The sequence below is a fragment of the Cohnella faecalis genome (assembly GCF_003570905.1).
Lineage (GTDB): Bacteria > Bacillota > Bacilli > Paenibacillales > Paenibacillaceae > Cohnella > Cohnella faecalis.
Window position 1 is genome coordinate 136,732 of the sequence record NZ_QXJM01000016.1, and the last position, 23,364, is coordinate 160,095.

The window sequence follows — 23,364 nt, forward strand, 5'->3', positions numbered from 1 at the left end:
TAAGGAGGGGCCGGTATATGTCGACATTCGGCGTGGATGCGGGACTGTTCGTCTTTAATGGACGCCCTATTCGCTTGATAAGCGGTGCGGTGCATTATTTTCGGATTGTCCCGGCTTACTGGGAAGACAGGCTGCTGAAGCTGAAGGCATGCGGATTCAACGCTGTGGAGACATATATCCCTTGGAATTTGCATGAGCCGAGAGAAGGAAGGTTCAATTTCGAAGGAATTGCGGACGTCACGCGCTTCATCGAATTGGCGCATAAGCTGGAGTTATTCGTCCTCGTGAGGCCCAGCCCCTACATTTGCGCGGAATGGGAGTTCGGGGGCATGCCTTCCTGGCTGCTCGCAGACGCGAACATGAAGCTGCGCTGTATGCATCGACCGTATCTGGATAAGGTGGATGCCTACTACGATGTATTAATGCCCCTGTTAAAGCCATTGCTTTGTACGAACGACGGACCGATTATTGCGATGCAGATCGAGAATGAGTACGGCAGCTATGGCAATGACAAAGCTTACTTGGACTATTTGAGGGATGGGATGATCCGCCGAGGCGTCGATGTGTTATTGTTTACGTCCGACGGAGCGGAAGACTCTATGCTCCAAGGAGGCTCTTTAATTCCGGAGGTGCTGGCGACGGCGAATTTCGGCTCCAAGCCGGAGAAGGCTTTCGCGAAGCTGGCGGAATACCAGCCGGACAAGCCGGCGATGTGCATGGAATATTGGAACGGCTGGTTCGACCATTGGGGCGAGGAGCACCATGCAAGAGAGTACGATGACGTGGCCGGTGAATTGGACAACATGCTGCGTTCGGGCGCATCGATTAACTTCTATATGTTCCATGGCGGAACGAATTTCGGCTTCTTTAACGGCGCGAATGATTTCGGCCGCTACGAGCCGACCGTGACGAGCTATGACTACCACGCTCTTCTTAATGAAGCGGGGGAGGTGACGGACAAATACATGGCGGTCCGGGAAGTTATCGCGAGGCATGTCGGCCCGCCTGCCGTTCCGCTGCCCGAGCCGGTGAAGAAGATGAGCTACGGAGCCGTTCGGCTGACCGAACAAGCAAAGCTGTTCGATCAATTGGATCGGCTGTCCCGGCCGGTGACAAGCGTATATCCCGAGACGATGGAGCGGCTGGGACAAGATTATGGGTTTGTTTACTATCAAACGCAAGTGTCGGGACCAAGACCGAAGAGCAAGGTCGTTATCCAAGAAGTACGCGATCGGGCGCTGGTATATTTGAACGGCGATTATCAAGGCGTTATTGACAGGAACGAGCATGATAATACATTGGATATGAACGCTCATGATATCGCCGTGGAAATTTCCCCCGAAGGATCGAAGATTGGCATTCTTGTAGAGAATCAGGGGCGAGTCAATTACGGATGGATGCTCAAGGATTCCAAAGGAATTACAGAGGGGGTCCGGCTCGCAGGCCAGTTTCTGTTTAACTGGGAAATGTACTCGCTGCCGCTGGACGACCTCTCGGAATTGCGGTTCGGGCTATTGCGAGAGGAAGAGCGTTCGGTCGCTTCATTAAACTCGCCGTCGTTCTTCAGAGGGACGTTCGAAGTTTCGGAGCCGGCCGATACTTTCTTGAAGCTGGAAGGCTGGAACAAGGGAGTCGTCTTTCTCAACGGGTTCAATCTGGGCCGTTATTGGGCCAAAGGGCCGCAGCAGACGCTTTACGTTCCAGGTCCGTTGCTTCTCGAAGGGAAGAACGAGATCATTGTGTTCGAGCTGCACGGAACAATCGATCCGGTCGTTCGATTCCAGGATTACATGGTGCTTGGATAGGAGCTGTGAGTTTCGTCTCTCATGCAGAGACGGCAATTAGACATCCGGTACCCGAGTCACTCCTGCACCTCGCTTTGCCCTGCCAATATAAGCACCATAGAACTGCATCAAACGATCAAATAACTCTTGGGAGAGCCAATCCAATCGCTCAAGGATTGTACTTTCCCTTTTATATATTTTCCATTCAACTAATAACAAAGGCATAGAAGCTATGCAGAGAGAAGCCGCAAAACAGTGATTGTTCGAGAAACGGATTATTTCACGGATCAAATGGAGTGGTTTTTCCATGTAAGATAAAACACCCCTATAAAAGATAAAAATTACTTAAATTGAAGGGTTTTTACTGTTGGCGTTGAATAAGAAAGACGTACTGTAGACTTCATTGAATACGGTGATATTCTGGAAAGTGAAGTGACATAAAAGATAAATGATCAAAATTCCTTTTATCTACCCTAACAGAGACAAGTACTCGGCGGATCAAATTACTTGTTTGGAAAAACCTCTGGCTATTGTCTCAGAGGGCATGAAATCGCAATTTTCCAGTTACTATTACATGCTTATCAAGTGTTTTAATTTATACCGAATCAACAAGATGGAGAATGATCGGGATTTAACTCATTTTAATAATCTCAATAGCGAGGTTTTTCGCCTCCTTGGTATTCAGCTTCATTTTCATTCATTCGATAAAAATATCGATACATTAATCCGCGAAAAAATTAAACTTAAGCAGCCCGTTCTTGTATTCGGAAATATGAGAGAGCTTTATTACTCGAATCACTATAAAAAGTTGGATTGGATACACCTGTTTCTCATTAACGGATACGATGAAGAGAGAGACATTTATTCCATCCTGGATAATACTCAAAAGAAAAATGAAAGCCATAAGCTTGATGAATTTATTTTGACGGCGGAAATGATGAGGACGCTTGCATTTTCATCTAAAGAAACATTCGGAACAACCTCTGTATTATCGTGCGAGAGAGTCCAGCAGCATTCGGATTCAGTCTACCTGGAACTGCTAATTCTTTGTTTAAAGGAAATCCAGGACGCGCCGGTTGAAAACAATGAAATCGTGCTCATGGAGTTCTTTCAGAATGGCTCTGAGTTTCATCATATGACGGTTGAAAGCTTGGGCTTTCAGCTTATTCGTATGAACAATTTTAAGGAGGTTCTATTTACCGAATTAATTAATCAGCTTAAAAGATACTTATCGGATAGCGCGATTCTTACGGAGCTTGAGCATTTGGCAAAAAAGCTAATTCAACAGTGGCAATCCGCTATAAATTTATTTCTCGTGTATTACTATCGCAAAGGAAGTACAATTGATGTTCGCAAATTGGCAGGGGACGCGATTGAAACCGAGCTGTCCATTAAAAAGTTATGTTCGGAGTCGCTGTCTCTGCTCTACTTCAATTTGCAACAGCAAAGGCACGATAAATCCGAATCGTTATGGAACGAAGAAAACAATCAAGATCTTGTTATTTCGTTGAATGATAAATCTGTTGTTTTCCAATTTGAAGCCGATTTGGAATTCGATTTTGCCGATTGTCCGAAAATATTTTATAAAAGTCCGTCTGTGGATTTTCAAAATCTTCTATTCAAGACTAAGCTCACTGTTCATAATCCTCCGCGAAGCGCGCCATTTCAGGCCGGAATCGTATTTCGAACTATCGATGGCGAAACTTATATATGGGGAGTATTCAAAAATGAACAGCTTGTCCTATCCAAAACGATGGATCCCCTATTCAGCGCTAACATAGAGAGTAAAGTTGCTTTTCTGCAATTGAAATATGAGAATCATAGCTACGTGTTTTCTTACGGGGATCAGAATGGGGTTATACGGGATGCCTTTAAGACCGACCAAATAGCTGAAATCGACGAAATTGGATTCGGAAGCAGAAACTGGGGAGAATTAAAGCCGATGAAATTAGAATTTACACTAGTAAATTAGTTTGATATGGGAATTATCCGGGACCATGCTTAGATCAAGATGAATGCCAAGAGCCGAACGATTTTCAGGTGCGTACGCCTGATTTCGTTCGGCTTTTTAATCCGTTTTGTTCTAGAAGGGAATCATGAAACAAACGCCGCCGTAAGGAGGATAAGAAGGTTGTCGGCGCCTGGGATGCGAAAATCGCTGGATCAGCCTTTCGAGCGGGCGACGAAATTTTATAAGGACGGCATTCTGTCCGGACGTAGCCAACTGGCTGTCGATCAAGGAAACCACGACGTCTCCATAGACGGCAACTCCGGCGTTAATACGCCAAGCACCTTGAAGTCGGGCCGGGAAGGCTTCACATCGGTTGTCTTTACAATAGGGTTCTGCTCACATAGCGCAATAAGGCGGAGAACGGTTCTTACCGTCAAGCGAGACAAATGAGAAAATTTCTTATAAAACCGTCGCTGCTGCGTGAAAGAGGTGGAGCTGCGAAATCGGACGGAGGGAGGAATCGTTACTACCCGCTGTCGGTTATGTTAGAATAAAGTGATCCAAGCAACCAGACCTCTTCCGAATCGAGGGGGACGCCCATGTCCGCTCGCAAGCTTCGTTTTTTCTTCCGCTGGGGGAGAATCCGGCTTCCTTACAAGCTGCTTCTCGTCTACACTCCGCTCATTCTGCTTCCGGCGCTTGCCGGAATTTACAGTCTTACCGCAAGCTACACCGATTCCTCCAAAGCCCGAACTTCGGAATACGCCACCAATCTGCTCAGTTTGATGGGGCAGAAGATTGACGACCGGCTCAGCAGCTATGAGAAGCTGAGCAAACAGATTATGACGGACGACGGACTGCTGTCGTGGATTTCTGTCAAACCGAAGTCGATCTATGAAAATTTTGAAATCCAGAATGCGATAAATGAGAAGCTGAACGTTCTATGGCTCGGGGCCGATCAGAACGCCTATATTCGGGCGATCAAGATCGTTACGCCGAACGCCCAGTACACATACGGGAAAAATGCGATCAACGATTTCGGTGTCGGCGATGCGAACTTTAACAGACAAGTGGCCGATATGAAGGGCAGTGCGCTCTGGTTTATACCGGAGGCGTACAGCGATGGATACGAGAAGTTCGAAGCGTTCCGGCTTGGCCGTTCCATTCGGGATAAGAAGCTGAACGTACTCGGTACGCTGACGATTATCATCCGCGCGGATGCGATTACCGATATTTTTTCGCAGACGAAATTCCATGAGGACGTCGCTATCAAGCTTCTGTCCTCGGATAACGAGCTCATTCTCAGCAACGGCGTGCAGATCCGGGAGGATGAGCGCCAACTGCTTACTTACTCCCAGAATCAGCTGCACAACGAATGGCGCCTGTCAGCACAGCTGCCGCTGAACCAGCTGTACGAGCCGATCTATCGCACCGCCAGGCTGGCTGTATTCATCGTGCTTATCTGCATCGCAATTGGTCTTGTCGTCACGCAATTGCTGGCGATGGATCTGGTTATCCCGATCAGGCGGCTAATGTTGAACATGAAGCATGGCATCAAGGGAGTTCGCCCCGGCAAGCTGAAGCGATTCGGCGGCGCGATCGAGATCGTGGAGATGAATGATACGTTCATCTCCGTCATGTACGAGATCGAGCAGCTGGTCGACGAGGTTTCAAGGCAGGAAGCGAAGAAGAAAGATGCGGAGATCCGGGTGCTTCAGAACCAGATTTCCCCTCACTTTTTGTACAATACGCTTAATTCCATCCGTTGGATGGCTATGATACAGGAGCAGGATAATATTAAGGAAATGGTCGATTCTCTGAACCGGATGCTGACATATGCGCTGCGGGGCCAAGGCGGTCCGGTCAGGCTATCCAAGGAGATCGCCGTGCTGCATAGTTACGTGACGATTCAGAAGGTTAGGTATCAGCACTTTCAATTCACCGCGGACATCCCGGATGAGCTTGAGAATGCGCGGGTGCCGAAGTTCCTGTTGCAGCCGCTCATGGAGAATGCACTGATTCACGGCTTGGCCCAAGCCGATCGTCCGGGAGAAATAACGGTGCGGGCACGAACGGAAGGCGCGGCGCTGCTGCTGACGGTGGAAGACAACGGCATTGGCATCGAACCGCAGCGGTTAGCCGAGATTGTCGGGAACTTCGGTCAAGCGGACAATCATTTCGGCCTGCACAGCGTTCACGAGAGAATTCAGCTCCATTACGGCCGCAGCTACGGCTTGTCGATTACAAGCATTCCGGGCAAAGGCACCGAAGTTACGGTGACTTTACCGCTGCAGCTACATCCTAACGAGGAGGACGAGCAGCATGCGTAATGTAATGATCGTAGATGACGAGTCTCTCGTTCGTATCGGGCTCCAATCGATGATCGACTGGGAAAGCCGCGGCTACCGAATTACCGGAGTGTTCAAGAACGGGGAGGAGGCGCTTGCGGCCGCAACGCGGCAGCCGTTCGACGTCGTTCTTACCGATATACGGATGCCCGGCATGGACGGCTTCGAGCTAATTCGCGAATTGAGGAAGCTGTCGCCGAGCCTCCATGTGATCGTGCTTAGCAGCTATAACGATTTCGAATATACCCGACAGGCGATCCAGCTTGGGGTGAAGGATTATATCTCCAAATACGAGATGGAGCCTGACGAGTTGCTGCGCGTTCTGGCATCGCTGTCCTTTGCTTCGCGGCAGGAGGCCGTCGACAAGCCGTTTGCGGTCCCGCAAGTTCCGATAGCGGAGGAAGCGAAGCGGCTGCTCGGCGGCCGGGAGCAGGAGGAAGGAGTCGTCTCTGCGCTCGCCTACCCGAATCTTGCGCGGACGCTTACGGGCAGCGGGGATGCATTTCGCTGGATTGCATTGCTGCCTTATCCGCGCGAAGCCGGTTATTCGTCTGCGGAACGGAAGGCTATGCTGCTGCTTGCGGAAGAGATGTTTTCCCGGCTTCGCAATCCGGTTCTGTTCGGAGAGAGCGACGGCTGCCTGCATGGGGGCTACGCCTGCGATTCAGACGGAGGATTTCCAGGAAGCCGGGAGGAATGCCTCCGAATGGCGGATGAGTGGACATCGGCGTTCTCGCAGAAGCTGAACGTCGCTCTGGCCGCCGGCTTCGGTACGCCGACTGCTCTGAGCGGGAGTTGGACGGCCGCACGCCGTGAAGCTGAAGAAGCGGTCGCAGTGTCCTTATTCGACGGCGGCGTTCAATTTCGCGAAGCTGTCGGAGAACGGAGAGCTTTCACCGAAGATGAATGGCTTAAAATGTACAAGCAGATCAAGCAGCGGGTACGATACATGCAGTTCCGGCTTTTGTCGGACGATTTGACGGGTTTCATGGATGAGCATTTGGACCGCTATAAGCCGTCGGAATGGATTCGGCTCGGTGTTGCCGCGGTGTCGCAATTGACCGATTTCCTTATCGAGCGGTATGACCTTGAGACGGTGGAGCTTCGCGAAAGGTTCGGCTCGCTGTGGCCGCTTGACGAGTCGGCGGGAGCGGTCCGTTCGGCCGCCGCATGGCGCAGTATGCTGCACGACGTTAGCGTTCGTACCCAGGAGGTTGTTGCACACCGACAGGCAAAAGGAGGATGGGTCGAGCGGGTGAAGATTTATTTGGAGGCGCATTATGGCGAGCAGATCCGGCTGGAAGATATAGCGCAACTGGCCAACTTCAGCGAAAGCCACTTCAGCCAACGGTTCCGTCAAGAAACAGGACAGGTTTTCTCCGACTATCTGACCGACCTTCGCATTGCCAAGGCGGTCCAGCTGTTTCGCAACACAGGGCTGTCGACCGAGGAAATTGCTGAGCGCGTTGGCTACTCGAACCCGAATTATTTCATCAAAGTGTTCAAGCGGAAGACCGGTCAGACGGTCAAAAATTTCAAAAGCACGAGATGACAAACAATAGTTGGCATCAAAATCAAAAAATATGGAACATGCGAATAGCCGGGGCCGAGGAGGTTCCGGTTGTTTGGCATTAGAATAGAAGCAATGTGCATGGATAGAGCTTTTGTTACCGCTTACAATAAAGATAGATCGCGATCCGCATGACGCCGGGCTAGACAGCTACATCCACTACGCAAGCATACACGGGAGGGGTTCATGTTGAAAAAGCGCACCTCATTCACTCTTCTGGCGGTTACCGTCATGATTGCACTGCTGCTGCAAGCATGCGGCGGAAACAACGGTACTAGCGACAGCACGTCCACGCCTGCTGCAACTGGCTCTTCAAGTCCGAAGTCCAGCGCTCCCTCGGGCGGAGAAAAAGTCACCCTTAAGGTTTGGGGAGATTTGGGCAACCAGGCTGTGTTGGAGGAGCCGTTCAAAAAGATTAACGCGGCCTTTGAAGCGAAGTATCCGAATATAAAGATCAAATATGATTTTGCGCAGAACGATCAGAGCTTGAACGTTGCGCTGCAGGCGAACGAGCTGCCCGATCTGTTCTGGGTGCAGGGAGATAAAACCTCCAAAATGGGGGAGATGGTCAAAAACGGCTTTTTGCTTGATCTAAGCTCCCACAATCTGGATGTTTCAAGGAATAGCGACCCCGAGAAATCCTACTGCACCGTAGATGGCAAGCTGTACTGCTCTCTGCCTTCTTTCTTCGATACTAACGTCGTGTATTACAACAAAGACATCTTCAGCAAAAACGGAATCGACGTTCCTAAGAACTGGGACGAGTTTGTCCAAGGGCTCGACAAGCTGAAAGCAGCCGGCGTTACGCCGATCGCCTTGGCCGGAAAAAGCGAGTGGGATCGCGCTTGGCCGATCTTCGCCTTCGCTCCGGCTTTCGCCAACGACGCGCTCAAGGCGGCCCAGGCCGGCACGGGCAAGCTGACCAGCCCTGCCGTAGCCCAGACGCTGCAAGCGTTCCGCGACTTTGCGGACAAAGGCTACTTCGGTAAAGATTTTCTAGCACAGGACATGGCCGGGGCGCAGTTCTCCTTCACGAACGGCAAGGCTGCGGCGATTATCGACGGTACATGGAATAACGCCACCTATACATCGTCGGGTATCAATCTGGGCCGCTTCCCGGTCCCGAATAATGACGGCAAACGCGTCGTTCAATCCAGCTACAGCAACTTTATGACCTATGCGGTATCGTCTCGGACGAAGTATCCGGAGGAAGCTGTGACGTACCTCAATTACCTGAGCGGCCATGAGGCTCAGCAGATTATGGAAGACGCTACCGGCCTCGTACCGACGATCAAGGACATCCAGCCGAAGGATGAAGGAGTTAAGGAATTGGCCGTATTCGACGAAGCGGGACTCAATATTTATTCCGTGCTGACCGCGCTGTCTACAGCCCAATCGAACGCAGCGGACACCTTCATGAAGGAAGTCATTCCAAAACTGATGACATCTGAGATTACGGGTGAGCAGGGAGCGGCGATTCTCGATAAAGCCGCCGCTTATCCGGCACAGAAGTAACAATCGAATTGGCAGGACGGTCAAGCGGCGCACGACTGACGCCGCTTGACTTGCTTCTGCATGAAAGAAGGTGGCCTTTATGACCTGGATTCGCAGAAAACCGTTTCTATGGTTTATTTTGCCCGGGTTTGTCCTTTATTCGTTATTTTCCGTATATCCGATTCTGTCGGCCGTTCAGATCAGCCTGAATAAATGGGATGGCATCGGCGCCAAAACATTCGTCGGATTCGATAATTACATCGAGCTGTTCTCGAATCCGGAGCTGTTCGATCAGCTTGCGAACGCCTTGACTCACAGCGCGACGATTTTTGCTCTGAATGCGTTCGTCGTGCTTCCCGCTCAACTGTACCTTGCTTATTTGCTGCATGGCAAAATTCGGGGGCACCGTTTTTTTCAAGCGATGATCTTCTCTCCGCAATTCATTGCGACTCCCGTTATCGCCTTTATGGGCGCTTTGGTGTTCGACGGCAATATCGGCGTGTTCAACAAGCTGCTGGAGACCGTCGGCCTCGGCGAATGGACGCGGCCATGGATGGGAATTCCGGAGCTCGGCATCTATATCGTCTGGGCGCTTGTCGCCTGGTCCGGCATCGGGGTAGGCATGATTTTTTTCCTCGGAGCCATGAAGATGATTTCCGCTGAGATTATCGAAGCTGCGTTGCTCGACGGCGCTTCCTATTGGGGAAGATTTTTCCGTATCATTCTGCCGCAGATCAAGACGACGATCCTGAATATGCTTATATTGACATACATCTTCGCCATGACTCTATTTGATTTCAGTTTTATTCTGGGCGGAGCCGCGGGCGGCATTAACCGAAGCGTGGACGTAATGGCCTTGTTCTTCTACCGTATCTCGTTCGGCGACAGCTCCTCTGTCGGCGGTTCGTCCAATGTGAACGCGATGGGCATGGGTACGACGATTGCTTGCGTGATGTTCGTTATCGTGTTCGCCGTCGCGCTGGTGCAGGTATTTTTTGTTTATCGCAGATCGGAGGATTGACATGAAACTGAGACCGAAAAAAACGCCGATCAGCGCAGCCATACTATGGGGATATTCCCTTCTTACCCTGCTCGTGCTTGTGTATATGACGTATCAGTCGTTCCGTCCCAAGAAGGATCTGTTATCCGCAACATTCGCCATTCCTAAACATCTGGGCTTTGGGAATTTCCGCAAGCTGTTCGTTGAAGCGGGCTTTTTCACCTACCTGTTGAACAGCGCGCTGATTCTGTTCGGCTCCCTGGCGCTTTTGGTCATGCTGTCGACGATGGTCGCTTACGGAATAGGGAAATTCCAGTTCAAGTTTAAAAGCGGGCTGCTGATGTACTTTTTGATCGGTCTTATGTTTCCGGTACAGCTTGGCATCGTCCCGATTTTTCTGCTTATCCGGAACATGGGGCTGCTCGACAATCAGCTGTCAGTCGTGCTCGTGCTGGCATCCGGCCTGTCTATGCCGGTGTTCCTGCTGACTACGTTCTTCGCCAAGCTGCCCCACGATCTGTACGAATCGGCCAAAATAGACGGGGCTGGCGAATGGACGACGTTCATCCGTGTCATGTTTCCGTTGGCGAGTCCGGTTACGTTTAGCATTTGCATCATAATGTCGATGCAAATCTGGAACCAGTTTTTCGTGCCGCTTATTTTTCTTCACAGCGAGACGAAGAAGACGATTCCGCTTATGATCATGAAATTTACGAACAACACTATCTACAATATGGATATGGCGATGGTAGGCTCCGTTATGGCCACAGTGCCTCTGCTTATTCTCTTTTTCTTCTTCTCGGGCAGGGTTATCGACGGTGTGGCGACCGGAGGCGTGAAGGGCTGAAGACCGGAGCATGCAGGAGGAATAAGACGATGAGCAGACTGATTATCGATAGGCTTCGCACCGAATATTTGGACAATCCGTTAGGGATCGATGTTGTGAGTCCGAGGCTCGGCTGGATCATGCAGTCGCAGCGTCGGGGAGCGCGCCAGACAGCCTACCGGCTCGTCGCTTCTTCTTCTCTCGGGGCATTGGCTAGGGACGAAGGGGATTTGTGGGACAGCGGCATTGTGTCCGGGTCCGAATCGCAGCAAATTGTCTATGAGGGCTCTCCGCTGCAATCAGGGCAGCGAATTTACTGGAAGGTGCGCGTTTGGGATGAACGGGGGACGGCGACAGATTGGAGCGAGCCGGCGAGCTGGACGATGGGATTGCTCAGCCGCTCCGAATGGAAGGGACATTGGGTCGGCCGCTCAAGCGGACGGAAGCCGTCGCGCGAGGAGCCGCTTCCGGTCGTTTACCTGCGCAGGCTGTTCCGCTCGGCTGGCATCGTCCGCAGGGCGACCGTGTACGCTACGGCGTTAGGCTTATACCGTCTTCACCTCAACGGGGCGCGTGTCGGGAACGATGCGCTCTCGCCGGAATGGACCGATTATCACGTTCGCGTTCAATATCAAACCTATGATGTGACCGAGCTTATCCGGGACGGCGACAACGCGCTTGCCGTCATGCTTGGGCACGGTTGGTATACCGGGTACATCGGCATGTACGGTTATCAGAAGTACGGCATGGAGCCTTCCTTTCTTATGCAATTGAACATTGAGTTTGAAGACGGCACGGAGCAGTCGATTCAAACGGACGATGTCTGGAGGGCGGCCTTCGGGCCTATCGTCGGCTCCGATCTGCAGATGGGAGAGAACTGGGATGCGCGGCTTGAGCATTTGGGCTGGCGCGAAGCCGATTTTGACGATTGCGATTGGCTGCCTGCATCGCGGATGTACGATTACCGGGGAAAGGTCGTTGCGCAGATGTCGCCTCAGATTCGTGCGACACAGACGAGACGGCCGGTCGAGGTTCGGACACTGGCGGACAATCGCACTCTGGTCGATATGGGGCAAATGACGAGCGGATTTCTTCGCGTCGTGCTGCAAGGAGGCCGGGTACGCGCTACACGCTTCGTTATGCCGAGGCGCTTGATCGGGATGGGAATCTCTACACCGATAATCTGCGCTTTGCCAGACAGACGGATACGTATGTTTGCCGAAGCTGGGATCGCGAGACGTTTGAGCCTCTATTCACGTACCATGGCTATCGTTATGTAGAGATTTCGGGAAGCCCGGGTCCGGCGGAAGCGGATATCGAGGGCGTCGTCGTTCACTCCTGCCTTCCGGAGACGGGAGCTTTGGAAACGTCTGAGCCGCTGGTCAACCGTCTGATCGACAACATACGCTGGACGCAGCGGGCCAACTACATGAGCGTTCCGACCGATTGCCCTCAACGGGACGAGCGGCACGGCTGGACCGGGGACGCGATGATTTTCGCTCCGACGGCGGCTTACAACATGGACGTTGCCGCGTTTCTCGCAAAATGGCTGAACGATTTGGAAGACGGGCAGCGCCCGACGGGAGCTTATACCGATTTCGCTCCGTTCATCTTTGGGCCGAAGACGGAGTTCGATAACGATTTCACCTATACCCACACCGGCTCTGCGGGCTGGGCGGATGCGCCGCCGATCATCGCTTGGCTGCTATACGAGAGGTATGGAGATCGAGAGGTGCTGCGCCGGCATTATGCTGCGATGAAGCGATGGATGGATTACAACGAGGCGCTTTATCCGAACGGAATTCGCCGCGACGCTCCACAGTATGGCGATTGGTTGTCGATTGACGAAAAACCGCTCGCGGAGACGAAGGCCGAGTTCGGCTGGCTGGTGGACGGCCACTCGACGACGCCGTACGATGTATTTTCCTCAGCGTACTGGGCCTACGGCGTCAAGGTCATATCCGATATTGCGCGCGTCATCGGCGAGGAAGCGGACGCGGACAAATACGAGAAGCTTCATGCCTGCGTTCGGGAAGCTTTTATCCGCGAGTTTGTCAATGATACGGCCGCCATTAAAGGAGATACGCAGACTGCATACGCGCTTGCATTGGCGTGGAGACTTGTGCCGGACGAACTGCGCGAGGCGGCGCTGCGGCGGCTCGTCGGGAAGATCGAAGAGGCTGGCGATATGGCGGCAACGGGATTCCACGGCACGAAGCATCTAATGGAAGTGCTGTCCGAAAGCGGCTATGAAGCGTTGGCGTTTCGCCTTCTGCTTCGGGAGCAGTATCCATCCTGGCTTTATTCGGTTCGCCAAGGGGCGACGACGATCTGGGAACGGTGGGATGGCTGGACAGAGGAGCGGGGCTTTCAAGATCCAGGAATGAACTCCCTATGCCACTACGCATTCGGATCGGTTGGCGAATGGCTTTACCGCCATGTGGGCGGCATTCGACCAGACCCGCTTTCGCCGGGCTTCGGCCGGTCGGTGATCCGTCCTCGTCCGTTGGGAGGCTTGGTGTCCACCCGCTGCGAGTATGACTCTATCCGGGGAATTATCGCCACAGATTGGACATTGCGGGACGGCGAATTCGAGCTGGAGCTGACCGTGCCGGCAAATACAACGGCGCTGGTGTACGTTCCAGCCGACGAAGGAACGACTGTGCTCGAAGATGACCGTCCGGCTTCTCAGTCGGTCGGCGTAAGCGCAGTAGGCAGAGAAGGCGATTGCGAAACGTTTCTTGTCGTATCGGGGAGTTATCGGTTCAAGTCCGTTTATCGCGATGGTGGAAAGCTGGCGTAGGTGATAGACCAAGGCCGATTCGTTGCTTGTAAAGCTTATTAAGTTGGGCATACGAAGCTTGCCCCCGGGTCAAGTTGGGGCGCAAGGGTTGGGTAGAGGGCGGTTGCGTTTCGGATTCCGAAGACGCTTCCGCCTTCTTTATCATCGGAAAAGTGCGGCGCAGTCGAAGTAACCAAACAGAGTATGGCTGCAGCGCTCGGATGAAGCTTCGAGGAGAGAGTAACCATAAATAGTTTGGCTATTGCGTACGGAAGAGACTGCGCAGTCGAAGTAATCACACAAAGTATGGCTATGAAGCTCGGATGAAGCGCCGAGGGGGAGTAACCATAAATAGTTTGGCTATTGCGTACGGAAGAGGCTGCGCAGTCGAAGTAACCAAACAAAGTATGGCTATGAAGCTCGGATGAAGCGCCGAGGGGGGAGTAACCATAAAGAGTTGGGCTATTGCGCTCGAAAGAGGCTGCGTAGTCGAAGTAACCAAACAAAGTATGGCTAAAAAGCTCGGATGAAGCGCCGAGGGGGAGTAACCATAAAGAGTTGGGCTACTGCTCCCGGAAGAGGCTGCGCAGTCGAAGTAACCAAACAAAGTATGGATGAAGCTCGGATGAAGCGCCGAGGGGGAGTAACCATAAAGAGTTGGGCTATTGCTCACGGAAGAGGCTGGGGAGTCGAAGTAACCAAACAAAGTATGGCTGCAGCGCTCGGAAGAAGCTCCGAGGAGGGAGTAAAAAAGAACCTCCGGTGTCCAGAGGACTCCGAAGGTTTTAACCGCTACTCGTATCGAATTTTCCACTTCATTATGCGTCCCCGGGGCACCCACTCGACGACGAGCAGATTGCCTTGTCTGTCGAGGCACAGGGCGTGCGGAGAGATGAAACGGTCATCCGTCCATTCGGCCTCCGGAATGTCGGGCCATCGCTCATCCTGCCAGTGGTGCGGCTGTTCGCCGATATGCCCGATTATTTGCAGCCGGGAGTCGGCGATCGTCACGCGGCTGTTCAGGTCGGGGATATAGAAGCGTTCCCCGTCGCCGACCAAATCGCACGGCAACAAGTAATCGCCCGTGTAAGTATGCAGCAGCTTGCCGTTCAGCGTGAAGCAGGGGAAGCGTTGATTCCTTCGGTCTGCAACATAGAGCAAGGGCTCGGAGCCGCGCGAGTCGATCCATAAGCCGTGCGGCTCCTGAAATTGCCCGTCGTCGCTGCCCTTGCCGCCCCAGCACCCGAGCCATGTCCCGTTGCTGTCGTAACGGTGAATGAAGTATTGGCCGTAGCCATCTGCAACAAAGATGTCTCCGTTCGGGGCTACGTCCACATCGGTGGGCACGAACCGCTCCGGCGAAGGATAAGTGTCGGAGGACGGGGGAGCGCCAAGCGTCAGCAGCTCCCGTCCATCCAAGGTGTACTTGGCAACCAAATGCCGCTCGATATCGGTCAAGTACAAATATTCCCCGCCGTCCGATTCCTGACTCAGATGCATGCCATGGGCGCCAAGCGCAAATTCCTCGCCCCAGGAGTGCAAGTAGCTCCCCGTCGGATCCAGAACAACGACCGCATGCCGGCTCATATTAAAGACGTAGATCCGATCTTGCGAATCGACGGCGATGCCGTGCGTATATCCGAGCTTCAAGTCCTCCGGCAGACGAGGCCAGCCCGCGACAGGCTCGGCGATCAAGCGCGGCTTAGACATCGGCCTTCGCCAACAGCGGAAAGCGCGGTCCCGCGATAGGCTCTCCAGCCTTCAAACCGTTGCCGTCTGTCACCGGATGCTCTTTGCCGTTGTAGGTAATGCCGTCCGGCATGAAGATAATAGCCAGAACGCGGCGGGGCTTATCCGTAGAGTTGGCATGGGCGTAGTGGAACGTCAAGCCATTGTGGAACGTGCAGCTTCCCGCCTTGAGCGGAACGATAACGGGCTTCTGCTCCTCGGCCTGTCCACCTTCCACATAGTCGAATATGTTTTGCGGATTGAGGAAGTCGATGCCGGTCAGCTTGCCGAGCTTATGGGATTTCGGCACGAACGCCATGCAGCCGTTTTGCTCGTTCACGTCATCGAGCGTAATCCAGATCGACATCATTCCCGCGTCGGCTTCTTGGATCGGCCAATAAGGAGTATCTTGGTGCCAAGGGGTCGCTTTGGAATCTCCGGGCATTTTCCACAGACCGTGATCGTGAAAAAAACGGATGCCGGATACGCCGGAAAGCTCCATAGCAGACTGGGCGAACCGGGGATGAAAGCTGTAAGCGCTCATGCCCGCATGATCGCGCCATAAATTGATTTTCTGATTCAAAACTTTGTAGTACGAGCCTCCACTCTGGTCCCTTTTGAGAGACAGGTCGCCTTCGGATTGCATCGCTTCTTCCAGATAGACGCGCAGCTCTGTCAGCTCCTTGGGCGTGAGCATATTATCCACTTGAACGAATCCGTTTTCCTTATAAAAGTCGATGTGGGACTGCGTGATCGGAGTTTGTACTTTTGTATCCGCTCTCATTGATGAATCCTCCTTGTAGTTGGCTTGGCTTCATTATAATCAGAGCAAAGATTGGGGACGATGGAGGAAGTTCCGAACTATTTGTAAAAAAGTCGAATCCTAAAAAGAGGGTAATCATGAGCGAACTGTTGAAGATCGATTACCGGGCTATGTCGCCGTACGTCCGCTATGTGCACGAGGTGGAGCTGCCGGCGGGAAGCCGGTTTCCCGAGCGGTATATTTACGATTACGAGTTTATTTATGTGCTCAAGGGGAGTGGGACGATCCGGATTGAAGACCGCTCCTACTCGATGCGGGGAGGGGATCTTCTGCACATTCGCCCCCATCTGGCGAACGAAATGGTTGTCGGAGAGGAAGCTCCGATGGTTTGTTCTGCCGTGCATTTCGACTATGTATTTCTGGGAGAAGGGATGGATTTTTCACCGTATTCGGTCTACTTGGGCAGGAAGGGAGAAGGGACGGAGTCCGGCGAAGAGAGCTGGCTGGGGCATAGGCCGACCGTAGAGCTAGCCGAGATCGAAATTCCGGAAAAAATGCAGCCGTCGTCCGTTCAGCCGTTCTTCGAAATATTCCGGGAGCTGCGGCTGCACTTCGAGGACCCGCGGACGGACTCGCGGCTGTGGCTCAAAGCCTGCATGCTGAAGCTGATCGGTCTTATCCATCGGGAACTGATGACCAAGGAAGGGGTACGGATTGGCCACTCCCATGCGGATCTGGTGCTCGAAGCTATCTCTTATATGGAAGAATCATACCCCGAACCGATCGGTGTTGGGCTGTTGGCCAAGAGAGCGGCGCTGACGCCCAAATATTTCGGGACGATATTCCGGCAGGCGACAGGCCAGTCGGTCGCGGAATATTTGCTGCGGCTGCGTATGGAAGAAGCGAAGCGGCTGCTGCGGCAAAGAAGATTTACCGTTCAGGAGGTCGGGGAGAAAGTCGGGATCGGCGATCTCTATTATTTCAGCAAGCTGTTCAAGCGTGTCGAGGGCATCTCTCCTAAGAAATACGTCGACTCCGTCTCGTGGCTGGAGCGGATAGATACGGCTGCATTCGGAGCGGAGCCTTCGGCAAAACGATAACTTCAGAGCTTTGCAGATTCGTTGCGAGGCTCTTTGGTGTGCATTCGATTAGTAGGCTTTTAGGGAAAAAGTCGTGTAATTATATCAAAAAATAAGCCAAATTCTATATTGACATTGGATTTGCCGACGATAACGTTATTCCGCAATGGGCGAAGAGTTCGGTAGAAGCGGCTCGCAAGGAAGGCATCGTATCCGGCCGCAACGGCAATCAATTCGTGCCTAACGGCACGGCCACCCGCGCGGAAGCGATTGTGATCCTTCTGAATACTTTGAGCAAGCTATAAACCTTATTTCCTTCATGAATAACGGGGCGTTCCTTATTGGGGACGTCCCGTTTGGCATGGCTCTTCGATATGCTCGAAAATTGTAGAAGTATGGTAAAATATCGAAATGTACAATATGGCATATCTATGCAATCGGAGAATACTTTGGAGGAAAAAATGCCAGATAACATCCGGGTGACCATGCTGCCCGCCTTGAACGGCGACTCGTTCCTGATTAGCTGCGGCACGGGGGAAGACAAACGCAATATTTTGGTGGACGGCGGAATGAAGTCGACCTTTCGAGATCAGCTATGTCCGCTGCTGACGTCGATGCATCAGAAGGGCGAAGTCATCGATCTGCTCATCGTAACCCATATCGATCAAGACCATATTCATGGGGTCATCGAGCTGCTGACCCATAACGAGTCTTCAGAAGCTCCCGCCATTATCGGGATCAAGGAGATTTGGCACAACTCTTATTTGCAGCTTCAGATGGACAAAGCGGACGAGCTGACCGATCACCAGCAACGCGTTCTGGAGGAAATCGTCGCGCGGGGCGACGGCAGCCGCGAGGATGCCAATGCCAAAGGGGAGATCAGCTTCCGGCAAGGCTCGACATTAGGCGCTCTGCTCTACGAAGGCCGATACAATTGGAACGGAAGCGCCGGGGGGAGGGCTGTCACTACGCAATCGCTGCCCGTCCATCATTTGTCAGACGAGCTTAAGCTGGAGCTTCTTTCCCCCACACCGGAGAAGCTGCAAGAGCTCGGGCAAGATTGGCTTAACCACTTGAGGAAAAACAACTATATCGGGGCGCCGTCAAGCGATCGGTTGTTCGACGACGCGTATGAGATGATGCTTCGCCGACTCAAGGATAAGAGCAAGCCCAAGAAGCAGCCTATTCATAGTCCGGTCAGAGATTGGGAGCTGTATAAGGAAGAGCCGTATTCCGAGGACGACCGGGCGACCAACGGAAGCTCGATTGCCTTTGTGCTGACTTATCGCGGGAAGCGGCTGCTGTATCTTGGCGACTCCCATCCGACCGTTATCGTAGAAGGGCTTGCTTCGCTGTACCAAGAGGAGCAGAGACCTTACGAATTTTCGGCGGTCAAAATTTCGCATCACGGAAGCAGCGGCAATACGAGCCCGGAGCTGCTTGCCATGATCGACTCCCCGTTGTATCTGGTTTCGACCAACGGAAGTCAGCACGGTCATCCGGAATGCAGCACTCTGATTCGAATCGTGAATCGGGATAGCCGCTATGAGAGGGAACTGGTGTTCAATTACCCGCACGACTCGGCGGCCTTCATGGACGAGCAGCAGGATAAGAAAACAGAGTTGGACTACAAAGTAACCATAGCAACCGACATTGAATTAAAGCGTGGTGTCTGCTCGATATGAACGAAAAAGAGATAAAAGAGATGAAAGCCTCAACGGCTAAACTCCTTATTTATGGAACGGACGGTCAAAAGGCGCTGGATAGCGGAACGGCCGTCCTGATCGATCCCTATACCGCGATCACGGCCCGGCACGTCCTGTCCCGATTGACCGAAGGCGGACGAGTCGAGCTGTCGTTTCCGCATATGCCGTCGGCGGGGAGCGTCGTCGTGCGCGATGTCTATCGTTGCCCGGACGAGCTTTACGATATTGCCATTCTAAAATTAGACGAGGCGCTGGCCGATGGCCGCGTCTATCCCGCGCTTTATGCCGTAAAACCGGAAGGCCGTCCTTCTTACATAAGCCACGGCTTTCCGTCCGAACGTTCTCCAAGCTGCACGTTTGAAGGTAAAATTATGGATATTTACGAGCAATTCACGCAGAACGATCTGGAGCTGAGCGTTGCGGGAAGAGAAGGCATGAACTTCTCGGGGGCATCAGGGTCGCCGCTTTATATGGATGGCGGAGTGTACGGAATAATCATAGTGAGAGATACCGGGAATACGCTTGGTGCGTTGTCCTTCGCGGAATGCCGGGCTTTTCTGGCCGAGCAGGGGATCGTTCACCACAGCCTGAAGCCGTTGCGGGATTATGAACGTATTATCGTCGAACGCCAACTGCCGATGGCGAAGGTTGGATTTGACGAGGGCGAGAGTTTGCCTTATATGGACACTTATGCGACTTGGGAGAATGTAACGTCCTTGGACAATCCCAATCGCTATACGTTAGGGAAGCCGGAGCTTCTATCGGAGATGGTCGAACGGTACTTTGCGGCTGAAGAGAACGGCGAGAATATGCTGTTCGTCGTCGCCGATTTCGGCAAAGGCAAATCGACCTTCCTGCGTCATATGGCCGCGAAGATGGCGGGGGCGTACCGGGATTCCCGTGAAATCCCGCTGCCGGTCTATTTTAATCTGCGTGAATATACGAAGTATGAGAAATTCGGCCCTGTTCTTAATTTGAATAAGGAGGGCGTGATCAAAGATTTTTTGAAGGAGACGACGGGGATCGATTTTGCGAACAGGCAGCATCCGATTTTCTCGCAATCGATCTTGTTCCTCATCGATTCCTTGGACGAATGCGGTTCTTTATCGGCAAGCGATGTGATGCAGGTCGTAAGATCGGTCAAAGCTATTGTCGACTATTGCAGGGGCGCCAAAATCATTGTCACCACCCGTCCGATTCCGAACGTGCTTGGTCAGGTCATCAAAGAAATGAATGATCCCGTGAATCAGGCCTGGCGGTTCGCTTCCATTTACGGCTTTCAGCCCGATCAATTCGCAGATTATATGCAAGCTCTGCACCCCAAGCTTCCCGTCGAATCCGTCCACGCCTATAATCGGAAGCTGCTTGATACCATTCGGAGCGGGCAATCGATTTACGAGACTTTCAATGGGCTGCTCAACGAGGAGGAGCTCAAGCGTCCGATTCTCGCCTATATGCTGTACAAGCTGCTTGAGGAAGATTACGAGCTGGAGAAGGACAGCAAGCTCGGTATTTATTTGTCTTTCATTAACTTGCTGACCAAGGATGCCAAGCATGTTGACGACTCCGGCAGGAAGGACGATTGGCTGAAGCGGCTCGGGTATCGAAATCTGTTGTACGTAACGGCGGTTATGTGGATGAAAAATTTGCACTTGAACGGCGGAGGTTTCCTTCGGCTGGACGACCTTGAGGAGGCGCTCGGAGAGGACGCTTCGCTAGTACAGTTCATGTCGCACTCTTATTTTAAGAATGCGGGCGGCATTTACCATTTCAACCATCAGTCGTTCGCGGAAATCATTATAGCGGAGTATTATGTGCGGCTGCTTCTCTGGTCGGCGCTGGAAAACAAAACCGCAAATGAGCTTAGCCCTTTCCTTGCCATCGGAAATCCGACGGAGCAGACGGTGTCGTTCGTTAAGTCGTTGCTGAATATGCTCTGCGATGCGACGATTGGGGACGATAGGCTGGACGGAAATTCGCTTCTAAAGATCAGGCGCGCGCTATCCCCGATGATGTCGTCTCTGGGGGCTGCCGAGTATAACAGACCGCCGGATGACGACAAGGCCGGGAATGCGCAGCGGGACGGCTATCTTTATTCGAGCTATATCCGTCGTGTGTGGAACGCCGAACAGTGGGGCGGATTCTCCGAAATTTCCGATAGAATGCTGGAGCAATGGCCGATCAAGCCGGAGCATATCGAGAAAATGATAGAGAACGCTGCAGCCCTCGTCAACGGGGAAGACGACTATGTCTTTTTTCAGCCGCAACGAATGAATCATTCCTTCAATCGGGACGTCTATCGAATTGAAGGGCGGAAGAAGACGTTCGATCCGGATACGGAACGATGGATCGCGATGCTATGCGGGACAACGCTGGCAGAACGATTTTTAGGCGAGTCCGCTTTCCCCCCATGCTGAATCCCAATCGTGTCGCAACGTTATTTTCGGATCATCAGAACCGGACGGGATATGCTTGCCCATCTTGGGTAACGACCTTTCCTTATCACTATGATGTGGAAGACCCTCTGCCGGTTCAAGGGGAGTTCAATCGCTCGGATTTTTCTGGAGTCGTGTTTAGAAACATTCGATTCCAAAATACCGCTCTCTATAAAATCAACCTTAACGGCAGCTTATTCCATAACGCCACTGCGACTAACGTACGAATTATGGGGACAGGCAAAGGCATGGAGCTTACGGGCTGCTACTTCGAAAATGTCATCTTTGACAATTGCTCATTGGAAGGCGCCATGTTTAGCGAATCGTACTTCTATAATTGCTCCTTCCGGAACGTCAACTTGTCCGGCGCGAGGTTTAGCGGGTACTTCGAGAATATTCTTGATTTTACCGACGTGCAGCTGCATGGCAGCCATATCTCTATCTATACCGACCAAGACAGTTATGAAAGATTGAGGCAGGATCGGAATTTCGGTAATAAAATCAAATTTGTTAGAGCTAAAGAGAAATCCGATCTTGAAATTAGCCGGGAATCGTACAAAAAGAACGCGTTGAGAAGATCCAACATGGAAGAATAGAAGGTGAGAGCCGTCATGACGATTTGCTTTCATTGTACGAAGCTTGGATTTGTAATGAAGCAGCATTCGCTGTCCGTGGCGGACATCGAGAGCCCGGAAGTTCTAATCGTCGGGTACAAGCGGCAGAAGGAATTGGCGTGCGGAGAATGCGGGAGAGTGCTGTTTCCCGAGGAGATGTACTTTGAAGACGAGCGGGATTATGAAAGTTTTGTTCGGAAGACTTTGGATGCCATTGCCGAGAAGATTTCCGCCCAGCTCGATTATTGCTCCAGATGTGACGGCTACGATATTGAAAGAAGTATTTATCTTGTCAACAAAGGCGAGGCAAGAGATCTGATCAAAGAGGGTGCTTACGGACAAACCGTATGGGAATTTATGTCCGACAATGACATACCGGAACGTTATTTCAATGAGATCAGGAAGCGATTGTGTTGTCGGAATTGCGGACGGAGAGACCTTGAAATCGGTCAACGAGTATACAGCGAGGACGATATGGATTCCTTCTGGGGACGGAAGCTGATCAGCTTTGCTTTTTCTTATGGAATTAATATCGGCTCGGCGGATCTCGAAGAGTTTCGAACCCATTTGTACTATCGGCCTATGCTGGCGATGCAGCATGAAGTCGGGGGCAAATATTCGCAGCCATTCAACGGCAATTCGAAGAGGGCTCCTACTATTCGTTAGCTGCGGGCAGCGAATTGTTCCGAGGCCGGGCAAGGAACAAGGATGGCGCCGAGTTCTCCGCCCATGATTTTTGGGCTCCTCCGGACGGAGCGGCCAGCCATGGAAGATACAATTCGATCGGCGTCTCCGTGCTGTATTGCTGCAGCGACAAACAATCGGTTCCATATGAAATTCATCCTTCTCATGAACAGGCAATCGATATAGCGACGATAACAGCGAACCGGGAGCTGAAATTGTTCGATATCGACAAGGCGTTCGAAGGCTTCGAAGGCTTCGTCGGCAGCGGAAACGAAGAAACTAAGCTGATCAAACGGCACTATTTGCTTACTAACTTTGTGGGAGCGTGCTGCGAGCGGATCGGCTATGACGGCATCAAGTATGACGGGGTTGCGAGAAGGGATGCGCATTACGTAAACTTTGCTTTTTTTCATAGCAAGGACGACCGGAAATTGAGTATTGTGCAGACGGCTCCGTATTTCTTTGAAATCGTATATAAAAATCCATTATCCGAATGGCTTCGAGACAACCTGGAGTCGAATGCGCGCGTTTGAAAAGCGGGCAACGATAGCTTATGATTTGCTGAAAGAGACCGTGTAATTAAATTCGCGATAAAGGGGA

The 23,364-nt window shown here is 52.1% G+C and carries 18 protein-coding genes and 2 pseudogenes; 18 read left to right on the top strand and 2 right to left on the bottom strand.

Annotated elements, in window-relative coordinates:
- The first annotated feature begins 17 nt into the window (after positions 1-17).
- The 11 genes and pseudogenes from D3H35_RS02905 to D3H35_RS02950 all read left to right on the top strand — a co-directional run bounded on the left by D3H35_RS02905 (position 18) and on the right by D3H35_RS02950 (position 13,776).
- The gene (locus tag D3H35_RS02905; RefSeq protein WP_119147694.1) at positions 18-1,805 is read left to right on the top strand and encodes a glycoside hydrolase family 35 protein; all 1,788 of its coding nucleotides are present in this window, start codon (positions 18-20) and stop codon (positions 1,803-1,805) included.
- A 490-nt stretch (positions 1,806-2,295) separates the two neighbouring features.
- Positions 2,296-3,756, top strand: a complete 1,461-nt coding sequence (locus tag D3H35_RS02910; RefSeq protein WP_147355717.1) for a hypothetical protein — start codon at positions 2,296-2,298, stop codon at positions 3,754-3,756.
- A gap of 159 nt (positions 3,757-3,915) precedes the next feature.
- Positions 3,916-4,185 (top strand): hypothetical protein, encoded by a 270-nt coding sequence (locus D3H35_RS02915; protein WP_147355718.1) that lies wholly within the window; start codon positions 3,916-3,918, stop codon positions 4,183-4,185.
- A gap of 149 nt (positions 4,186-4,334) precedes the next feature.
- Positions 4,335-6,065 carry a sensor histidine kinase gene (locus tag D3H35_RS02920; RefSeq protein WP_119147697.1) on the top strand — a complete coding sequence of 577 codons (1,731 nt, stop codon included), beginning with the start codon at positions 4,335-4,337 and terminating at the stop codon, positions 6,063-6,065.
- The gene (locus D3H35_RS02925; RefSeq protein WP_119147698.1) at positions 6,058-7,635 is read left to right on the top strand and encodes a response regulator transcription factor; all 1,578 of its coding nucleotides are present in this window, start codon (positions 6,058-6,060) and stop codon (positions 7,633-7,635) included. Before D3H35_RS02920 ends, D3H35_RS02925 begins: the two co-directional genes overlap by 8 nt.
- Positions 7,636-7,839: 204 nt before the next feature.
- Positions 7,840-9,168: an ABC transporter substrate-binding protein gene (locus D3H35_RS02930; RefSeq protein WP_119147699.1), complete on the top strand. Its 1,329-nt coding sequence runs from the start codon at positions 7,840-7,842 to the stop codon at positions 9,166-9,168.
- A gap of 79 nt (positions 9,169-9,247) precedes the next feature.
- A complete protein-coding gene (locus D3H35_RS02935) occupies positions 9,248-10,168 on the top strand; it encodes a carbohydrate ABC transporter permease (RefSeq protein WP_119147700.1) in 921 nt (306 codons plus the stop codon).
- A 1-nt stretch (position 10,169) separates the two neighbouring features.
- Entirely contained in the window at positions 10,170-10,994 is an 825-nt protein-coding gene (locus D3H35_RS02940; protein WP_119147701.1) for a carbohydrate ABC transporter permease, read from the top strand.
- A gap of 29 nt (positions 10,995-11,023) precedes the next feature.
- Positions 11,024-11,974 (top strand): annotated as a pseudogene (locus tag D3H35_RS35320) (alpha-L-rhamnosidase N-terminal domain-containing protein); the annotation flags it as partial.
- Positions 11,908-12,249 (top strand): annotated as a pseudogene (locus tag D3H35_RS34565) (family 78 glycoside hydrolase catalytic domain); the annotation flags it as partial. The pseudogenes D3H35_RS35320 and D3H35_RS34565, both read left to right, overlap by 67 nt.
- Before the next feature lie 84 nt (positions 12,250-12,333).
- The gene (locus D3H35_RS02950) at positions 12,334-13,776 is read left to right on the top strand and encodes an alpha-L-rhamnosidase-related protein (RefSeq protein WP_233567719.1); all 1,443 of its coding nucleotides are present in this window, start codon (positions 12,334-12,336) and stop codon (positions 13,774-13,776) included.
- 771 nt (positions 13,777-14,547) lie between these two features.
- Here D3H35_RS02950 and D3H35_RS02955 read toward each other — a convergent pair.
- Together D3H35_RS02955 and D3H35_RS02960 are read right to left on the bottom strand one after the other, a co-directional pair.
- A complete protein-coding gene (locus tag D3H35_RS02955) occupies positions 14,548-15,465 on the bottom strand; it encodes an NHL repeat-containing protein (protein ID WP_119147703.1) in 918 nt (305 codons plus the stop codon).
- The gene (locus D3H35_RS02960; RefSeq protein ID WP_119147704.1) at positions 15,458-16,267 is read right to left on the bottom strand and encodes a phytanoyl-CoA dioxygenase family protein; all 810 of its coding nucleotides are present in this window, start codon (positions 16,265-16,267) and stop codon (positions 15,458-15,460) included. The genes D3H35_RS02955 and D3H35_RS02960 overlap by 8 nt, the downstream gene beginning before the upstream one ends.
- Positions 16,268-16,383: 116 nt before the next feature.
- Between D3H35_RS02960 and D3H35_RS02965 the strand changes: the two genes are divergently transcribed.
- The 7 genes from D3H35_RS02965 (at position 16,384) to D3H35_RS03000 (ending at position 23,297) form a co-directional block, all read left to right on the top strand.
- On the top strand, positions 16,384-17,346 hold the full coding sequence (locus D3H35_RS02965) for an AraC family transcriptional regulator (RefSeq protein WP_158593914.1): 963 nt from the start codon (positions 16,384-16,386) through the stop codon (positions 17,344-17,346).
- 137 nt (positions 17,347-17,483) lie between these two features.
- Entirely contained in the window at positions 17,484-17,630 is a 147-nt protein-coding gene (locus D3H35_RS34570; protein ID WP_378125140.1) for an S-layer homology domain-containing protein, read from the top strand.
- A 156-nt stretch (positions 17,631-17,786) separates the two neighbouring features.
- Positions 17,787-19,010: an AVAST type 1 anti-phage system MBL fold metallo-hydrolase Avs1a gene (gene avs1a / locus D3H35_RS02975; protein ID WP_158593915.1), complete on the top strand. Its 1,224-nt coding sequence runs from the start codon at positions 17,787-17,789 to the stop codon at positions 19,008-19,010.
- A 20-nt stretch (positions 19,011-19,030) separates the two neighbouring features.
- Positions 19,031-21,448 carry a serine protease gene (locus tag D3H35_RS02980; protein WP_158593916.1) on the top strand — a complete coding sequence of 806 codons (2,418 nt, stop codon included), beginning with the start codon at positions 19,031-19,033 and terminating at the stop codon, positions 21,446-21,448.
- A 152-nt stretch (positions 21,449-21,600) separates the two neighbouring features.
- A complete protein-coding gene (locus D3H35_RS30240; protein ID WP_158593917.1) occupies positions 21,601-22,062 on the top strand; it encodes a pentapeptide repeat-containing protein in 462 nt (153 codons plus the stop codon).
- A 15-nt stretch (positions 22,063-22,077) separates the two neighbouring features.
- The gene (locus tag D3H35_RS02995; RefSeq protein ID WP_119147708.1) at positions 22,078-22,746 is read left to right on the top strand and encodes a hypothetical protein; all 669 of its coding nucleotides are present in this window, start codon (positions 22,078-22,080) and stop codon (positions 22,744-22,746) included.
- A 14-nt stretch (positions 22,747-22,760) separates the two neighbouring features.
- Positions 22,761-23,297, top strand: coding sequence for an RES family NAD+ phosphorylase (locus D3H35_RS03000; RefSeq protein ID WP_158593918.1), 537 nt, complete (start codon positions 22,761-22,763; stop codon positions 23,295-23,297).
- The last annotated feature ends 67 nt before the right edge of the window (positions 23,298-23,364 follow it).

What these genes read in the sequence shown, in the direction of transcription:
- D3H35_RS02905 (WP_119147694.1), top strand. Translation starts at nt 18, where the DNA reads ATGTCGACATTCGGCGTGGATGCGGGACTGTTCGTCTTTAATGGACGC.
- D3H35_RS02920 (WP_119147697.1), top strand. Translation starts at nt 4,335, where the DNA reads ATGTCCGCTCGCAAGCTTCGTTTTTTCTTCCGCTGGGGGAGAATCCGG.
- D3H35_RS02925 (WP_119147698.1), top strand. Translation starts at nt 6,058, where the DNA reads ATGCGTAATGTAATGATCGTAGATGACGAGTCTCTCGTTCGTATCGGG.
- D3H35_RS02930 (WP_119147699.1), top strand. Translation starts at nt 7,840, where the DNA reads ATGTTGAAAAAGCGCACCTCATTCACTCTTCTGGCGGTTACCGTCATG.
- D3H35_RS02935 (WP_119147700.1), top strand. Translation starts at nt 9,248, where the DNA reads ATGACCTGGATTCGCAGAAAACCGTTTCTATGGTTTATTTTGCCCGGG.
- D3H35_RS02940 (WP_119147701.1), top strand. Translation starts at nt 10,170, where the DNA reads ATGAAACTGAGACCGAAAAAAACGCCGATCAGCGCAGCCATACTATGG.
- D3H35_RS02955 (WP_119147703.1), bottom strand. Translation starts at nt 15,465, where the DNA reads ATGTCTAAGCCGCGCTTGATCGCCGAGCCTGTCGCGGGCTGGCCTCGT.
- D3H35_RS02960 (WP_119147704.1), bottom strand. Translation starts at nt 16,267, where the DNA reads ATGAGAGCGGATACAAAAGTACAAACTCCGATCACGCAGTCCCACATC.
- D3H35_RS02965 (WP_158593914.1), top strand. Translation starts at nt 16,384, where the DNA reads ATGAGCGAACTGTTGAAGATCGATTACCGGGCTATGTCGCCGTACGTC.
- avs1a (WP_158593915.1), top strand. Translation starts at nt 17,787, where the DNA reads ATGCCAGATAACATCCGGGTGACCATGCTGCCCGCCTTGAACGGCGAC.
- D3H35_RS02980 (WP_158593916.1), top strand. Translation starts at nt 19,031, where the DNA reads ATGAAAGCCTCAACGGCTAAACTCCTTATTTATGGAACGGACGGTCAA.
- D3H35_RS02995 (WP_119147708.1), top strand. Translation starts at nt 22,078, where the DNA reads ATGACGATTTGCTTTCATTGTACGAAGCTTGGATTTGTAATGAAGCAG.